At 63.2% G+C, this 4042-nt stretch carries 5 protein-coding genes and 1 pseudogene; 3 read left to right on the top strand and 3 right to left on the bottom strand.

The features are described 5' to 3' along the window. A pseudogene (gene fadH, locus A2I95_RS27040) lies at nt 1-600 on the bottom strand (NADPH-dependent 2,4-dienoyl-CoA reductase); the annotation flags it as partial. A gap of 136 nt (nt 601-736) precedes the next feature. Between fadH and A2I95_RS27035 the strand changes: the two are divergent. After that, entirely contained in the window at nt 737-1219 is a 483-nt protein-coding gene (locus A2I95_RS27035; protein WP_027257474.1) for an RNA pyrophosphohydrolase, read from the top strand. A 133-nt stretch (nt 1220-1352) separates the two neighbouring features. Further along, the gene (locus tag A2I95_RS27030) at nt 1353-1820 is read left to right on the top strand and encodes a hypothetical protein (protein ID WP_291734877.1); all 468 of its coding nucleotides are present in this window, start codon (nt 1353-1355) and stop codon (nt 1818-1820) included. Nucleotides 1821-1826: 6 nt separating this feature from the next. On the opposite strand, the gene A2I95_RS27025 is transcribed toward A2I95_RS27030, so the two are convergent. Further along, the gene (locus tag A2I95_RS27025) at nt 1827-2702 is read right to left on the bottom strand and encodes an EamA family transporter (RefSeq protein WP_027257476.1); all 876 of its coding nucleotides are present in this window, start codon (nt 2700-2702) and stop codon (nt 1827-1829) included. A gap of 76 nt (nt 2703-2778) precedes the next feature. Between A2I95_RS27025 and A2I95_RS27020 the strand changes: the two genes are divergently transcribed. After that, the gene (locus A2I95_RS27020; protein WP_027257477.1) at nt 2779-3264 is read left to right on the top strand and encodes a MarR family winged helix-turn-helix transcriptional regulator; all 486 of its coding nucleotides are present in this window, start codon (nt 2779-2781) and stop codon (nt 3262-3264) included. 132 nt (nt 3265-3396) lie between these two features. Here the strand turns inward: A2I95_RS27020 and A2I95_RS27015 are convergent. Then, nucleotides 3397-4042: adenosine kinase (locus A2I95_RS27015; RefSeq protein WP_291734875.1), on the bottom strand; the 646-nt coding region annotated here is incomplete at its 5' end.

Raw genomic sequence — 4042 nt, 5'->3', positions numbered from 1 at the left:
GCGCACCACTTCGATGGGCAAACGCATCCGGTTTTCATAAGACCCGCCCCAGCGGTCGGTCCGTTTGTTGGTGCGGGTGACCAGAAACTGGTTGAGGAAATAACCCTCGGATCCCATGATCTCGACCCCGTCATAGCCCGCTTCCTGCGCCAGGCGGGCGGCGTTGACGATGTCTGCGATCTGCTTTTCGATGCCGTCTTCGTCCAGCTCATTCGGTGGAAAGGGAGAGATCGGCGATTTCACCGGGCTGGGGCCGACGCATTTCGGGCCATAGGCATAGCGGCCTGCGTGCAGGATCTGCATGGCGATTTTTCCGCCTGCCTGATGCACTCGGTCCGTCACAATGAGGTGCTTCTCGACATCTTTGGCAGAGGCCATCATCGAGGCGCCCGGCAGCACCGAACCTTCCAGATTCGGGCCGATGCCGCCGGTGACCATCAGCGCCACACCGCCGCGGGCGCGGGCGGCATAAAACTCCGCCACCCGGTTCCAGTCGCCGGTTTCCTCCAGCCCGGTGTGCATCGAACCCATCAGCACCCGGTTCTTCAGCGTGGTAAAGCCCAGATCCAGCGGGGCAAGCATGTTGGGGTACGCAGTCATCTGAAACTCTCCCTGGCAGTTGCGCCTAGGATCGTGGGCGCGGGCCGCCTTGTCACGGGCAAACGCCGCGTCACCCCCTTGCGTGCCCCCGCGGCAAGCGGTCTAAGGTTGTGCAACGCATGCCGAGGAGAGCCAGATGACGCCGGAAGAAATTGCCAAGCTGCCCTACCGCCCCAATGTCGGGGTGATGCTGATCAATGCAGATGGCGCGGTTTTTGTCGGCCAGCGCAAGGACCGTTACAAGGACGCCTGGCAGATGCCGCAAGGCGGGATTGATGCCGGCGAGGACCCGCGCGCGGCGGCCTTGCGCGAACTGGAAGAGGAAACCGGCGTGGCGCCGGAGCTGGTCGAGATCATCGCCGAGAGCGATGGCTGGCTGCCCTATGACCTGCCGCAGGACGTGGTGCCCAAGTTCTGGGGCGGCAAGTACCGGGGGCAGGAGCAGAAGTGGTATCTGATGCGGTTTCAGGGCCGCGATGATCAGGTCAATATCGAGACGGATCACCCGGAGTTTTCGGCCTGGTGCTGGCAGCCAGTGGAGCAGCTGGTGGAGAAGATCGTGCCTTTCAAGCGCGAGGTTTATGCACGGGTGGTAGCTGAGTTCAGGGAGTATTTGTGAGATGGGATCGCGCCGGCTTCTCTTAAGCTGTTCAGTCCGGCCGAAAGGCCGGGCGGCGCCTGACTTTCCCCGCGGGAATGCGCTTTGCACCTCCCCAAGGTCAGGCGCCGCCCTAAGCGTTCTGATCGCAGCCATGGTTGTGACAATTTTCGCCAACTCTGCTGCCGCCCTCAGCTGCCTTCCTTGGGGACCGGCAGATGCCTATCTGCAGGCCGCGAAGTCGGACAGCGTCTACAATATCATCGCGGGCGAGCTGCGTTTCGACGAAAGCCTGCTGCCACAATCCCATACGGACAATCCCAATGACACACCGCAGCTGACCCGCATCCCGGCGCAGCTGTCGGGCAAGATGCTGGACGGCAGGTATTTCTCCAAACGGATCAACGTGCAGGCAGTGCTGGAGGTGGAATGCCTTGGCCCCTGGTGCGGCGGCATGGCCACGGGGGGGGGGCAGGTGTTCTTTGCCGAACAGCGCGGGCAGGAGTTGGTTATCCGGGCCAATGCCTGTGGCGGGTTTGTATTTGCCGATACGCCCGAAGTGCGGCGACAGGTTCTGGATTGTCACCGCGGCAAGGCGTGCGAGCCTGCAATGCCGCGGTGACTTTGGTTACTCCGCCGGAGTTGCGGGCGGTTTGGCGCGCAGGCGCAGCCGGGACTGGCCAAGCCACAGGCTGAACAGGGCCAGTACGGCGCCCAGCATCTGGTTGGGTGTCAGGCTCTCGGCCAGCAGCAGCCAGCCCAGGATCACTGCTGACAGCGGGCTGAGCACTCCGAGCAGCGACACCTGCGAGGGTTCGATCCGGGCCAGGCCGCGGAACCACAGGATATAGGTCAGCGCACCGCCAATCAGGCTCATGTAGGCTAGGCCGGCGATGTTGGCCGCGGTGAAAACGGGGATCTCCGGCACCATCCACAGCGTCGCCGGCACCAGCAGCAGCCCGCCTGCGGTCAACTGCCAGGCAGTGAAGGTGAGCGGCGGCACCGGCGGCTGCCATTTGCGGCTCAGAACCACACCGCCGGCCATCGACAGCGCCCCGCCAAGGCCGGCCAGAACGCCCAATGTGTCGAGTTCGGCCGCAGGGGTCAGCACCAAAAGGGCAACGCCCGCGATGCTTAGCAGGGCGGCGGCAATGGCGGCGGCGCGGATCTGTGTTTTCAGCAGCAGGGCTGACAGAAACACCACGATCAACGGCTGCACCGCACCCAGCGTGGCGGCAACTCCGCCCGGCAGGCGGTAGGCGGACACAAACAGCAGCACCCAGAACAGCGAGAAATTCAGCGCCCCCAGCACCGCAAGGCGCGGCAGCCAGTTCAGCGGCGGCAGCCGGCGCACCAGCAGCAGCAGCAAGAGCCCGGCAGGCAGCGCCCGCAGCAAGGCCACCACCAGCGGCGAATGGCCGGGCAGAAGGGTTGTCGTCACAATGTAGCTGCTGCCCCAGACGGCAGGGGCAAGCGCGGTCAGTAGAAGGGTCTGGATGGGCATGTCTCTCTCCTTATCTTGACATCGAGATAATGGATTTTATCTTGACGTCAAGATGCAATCGCCTAAACCGTTTGCCATGGACCATGTGGATTTTATCACCCAGCAATGGGAACGGGAGCGGCCGGACCTTGATGTCACGGCCATGGGCGTGATCGGCCGGGTGGCGCGGCTGTACCTGGCGTATCAGCGCGGAATGCATGCGACCTTTGCGGAGTTCGGGCTGAATGCGGCCAAATTCGATGTTCTGGCCACGCTGCGCCGGTCAGGAGCGCCTTACACGCTGTCGCCGGGGGATTTGCTGAAGGCAACCATGGTGGCCTCAGGCACGATGACCAACCGGATCGACCGGCTGGAAGCGGACGGTCTGGTCAAGCGCGAGGTGAACCCGGAGGACAGCCGCAGCTTTCTGGTGGGTCTGACAGAGGAAGGTCTGGCCCTGGTTGACCGGGCGGTAACTGCACATGTGCAGACTCAAGCCCAGCTGTTGGAGGGGTTGGAAACGCAGGAGGTCGAGACCTTCAAAGAGCTTTTGAGCAAAGCGCAGGCGGCCGCAAACAGCTGACGTCAAGAAACTCGAAAAACCAATAGTGCTGATGCAAGGAGGCTGCGCGGGCTGGCGCCCTTGCGTCCTGCGCCCGACGGGAGAGACAGCACCGTCAGGCGCTGGTTCGACGGCGGGAGCAGGACGCTGAAATCAGGCCAGTCCGGCCTCTTCCAGCAGGTGCAGCACATTGGTTTCCGGGCGCGGGCCGATGTGGCGGATCACTTCGCCGGCGCAGACGCAGCCCATCCGGGCACAGATTTCCATGCTGCGGCCGGTGGCCATGCCGAACAGGAACCCGGCGGCAAACTGGTCGCCCGCGCCGGTGGCATCCACAGGCACAATGGCTTCGACCGGGACATCGATGCGCACGCCGTCATTCAGCACTGTTACCCCGTCGCTGGATCGGGTGCAGACCACCAGCGGGCAGATCGCGGCGGTCTTGGCCATAGCCGCTTCCAGATCATCGGTTTCAAACAGCGCGCATATCTCGTCCTGATTGCCGATCACAAAGTCCAGTTCGTTTCCGATCAGGCTCAGGAAGCTGTCCCGGTGCCGTTCAACGCAGAACGGGTCGGAAATCGAGAGGCCGACCCGGCCGCCGCCCTCGCGGCACTTGCGGGCCGCTTCCATGAAGGCGGTCTTGCCCTTGTCTTTGTCGAACAGATAACCCTCCAGAAACATGATCCGGGCCTTGCCGGCGGCGTCTTGGGGAACATCCTCCGAACTCAGCTCGGAAGAAATCCCCAGATAAGTGTTCATTGAGCGTTCACCGTCGGGCGACACAAAGATCATTGAC

The organism is Leisingera sp. F5 (assembly GCF_001593695.1).
This window is presented reverse-complemented; position numbering and strand designations above follow the sequence as displayed.

Bases quoted from the DNA above. Each gene is read 5' to 3' on its own strand.
- A2I95_RS27035 (WP_027257474.1), top strand. From the start codon at position 737: ATGACGCCGGAAGAAATTGCCAAGCTGCCCTACCGCCCCAATGTCGGG.
- A2I95_RS27030 (WP_291734877.1), top strand. From the start codon at position 1,353: ATGGTTGTGACAATTTTCGCCAACTCTGCTGCCGCCCTCAGCTGCCTT.
- A2I95_RS27025 (WP_027257476.1), bottom strand. From the start codon at position 2,702: ATGCCCATCCAGACCCTTCTACTGACCGCGCTTGCCCCTGCCGTCTGG.
- A2I95_RS27020 (WP_027257477.1), top strand. From the start codon at position 2,779: ATGGACCATGTGGATTTTATCACCCAGCAATGGGAACGGGAGCGGCCG.